Source organism: Intrasporangium sp. (genome assembly GCF_032907665.1).
Taxonomy (GTDB): Bacteria; Actinomycetota; Actinomycetes; order Actinomycetales; family Dermatophilaceae; genus Intrasporangium.
On record NZ_JAJJPG010000158.1, the window covers coordinates 5653 to 7276 of the forward strand.

Below are 1624 nucleotides of genomic sequence, written 5' to 3' on the forward strand. Positions count from 1 at the left end.
GGGGAGCCCGGGCTGGCCTCGAGCTTGCGACGCAGCTGGGCCATGTAGACACGCAGGTAGTTCATCTCGTCGCCGTAGGCCGGACCCCAGACCTCTTGCAGCAGCTCGCGCCCGGAGATGAGACGGCCCGGTGAGCGGACCAGGGCCTCGAGGAGGTGCCACTCCGTCGGCGTGAGCCTCACTTCGACCCCGGCACGCTTGACGCGCTTGGCGCGCAGGTCGATCGACAGCGTGGGGGTCTCGACCGTGTCCGGCGCGTCGCCGTGGTCGGCGCGGCGCAGGGCAGCGCGCATGCGCGCGAGCAGCTCCTCCATCCCGAACGGCTTCGTGACGTAGTCGTCCGCGCCTGCGTCGAGAGCGGCGACCTTGTCGGGTTCGCCGTCACGCGCCGAGAGGATGATGACCGGCACGGTGCTCCGCCGGCGCAGGCTCGCGACGACGTCCACGCCGTCCATGTCCGGCAGGCCGAGGTCGAGGATGACCAGGTCCGGCTCGAACCGCGATGCGAGGTCAAGCGCCGTCGCACCGTCGGCAGCGGTGTGCACCTCGTGCGAGCGGGCCTGCAGGTTGATGGCCAACGTCCGGCGCAGCCGCTCGTCGTCCTCGACGATGAGCACGCGACTCATCGTGCCGCCGGAAGCTCGACGCACATCGTCAGCCCTCCGCCCGGTGTGGGTTCCGGGCGGATCGACCCTGACATGGCCTCGGTCAGCCCGCGGGCGATGGCCAGACCGAGGCCGAGTCCGCCGGGCAAGGTGTCTCCGAGCCGCTGGAAGGGTGCGAACATCAGCTCCCAGCGCTCCGGCGCTGCGCCCGGCCCGTGGTCGACGACACGGATCTGCACCGAGGGCGCTCCGGTGGCTGGTGCGGAGCTGATGGCGGTGACCTCCACATCTCGGCCGGCCGGACTGAACCGCTGCGCATTGTCGAGGAGATTGGCGAGGACGCGCTCCAGCAGTGGGGGGTCGGCGAGGATGTCGGGGACCGACTCCGGGATCGAGAGGCGCACGGGAGCGCCTTGCCAACGGGCGAGCACGCTGGTGACGACCTCGTCCACGGACACCGAGGTCGGATACACCGAGAGGGCTCCGGCCTGGATTCTGCTCATGGCCAGCAGGTCGTCGACCAGGTGGGCGAGCCCGTCGGCACCGTCCTCGATGGCCGCGAGCAGCTCGGCCTGCTGTGCCGGCTCCCAGTCCACCTCTTCCTCGCGCAGCCCGGACGCCGCTGCCTTGATGGCAGCAATGGGGGTGCGCAGGTCGTGGCTCACGGCCGTGAGCAGTGCGGAGCGGACCCTGTCGGTCTCGGCCAGCTGTTCAGCGCGGGCCGCCTCCCGCGCGATCGCAAGGCGGTTGTGCTCGACGCGCGCCCGGTCGCGGGCCCCGGCCTCGACGACGACGCTGACGATGAGGGCGACGAGAACGAAGACGACGAGGTCGACGAGCGCCTCGGGCTGGTTGACGCTCAGGGTCGAGAACGGTGGCGTGTGGAACCAGTTCGCGGCCAGGAATCCCCCCACCGCGGCGAGGAAGCCGGGAAGCAGTCCGCCGACCACGGCGATGAGCACGACGGCGAGCAGGTAGACGAGCAGCAGGCTCTCCCTGCGGCCCGGCTGGCCGGAGAC

Annotated in this window: 2 protein-coding genes; both read right to left on the reverse strand. The window is 71.2% G+C overall.

Annotated features, from left to right (window positions below; all coding sequences use genetic code 11):
* A partial coding sequence (locus tag LOY02_RS16795) for a response regulator transcription factor (protein WP_317183518.1) occupies positions 1–626 on the reverse strand: 626 nt, incomplete at its 3' end.
* Positions 623–1624, reverse strand: a 1002-nt coding sequence (locus LOY02_RS16800; RefSeq protein WP_317183519.1) for a DUF4118 domain-containing protein, incomplete at its 5' end; no start/stop codon positions are given. The genes LOY02_RS16795 and LOY02_RS16800, both read right to left, overlap by 4 nt.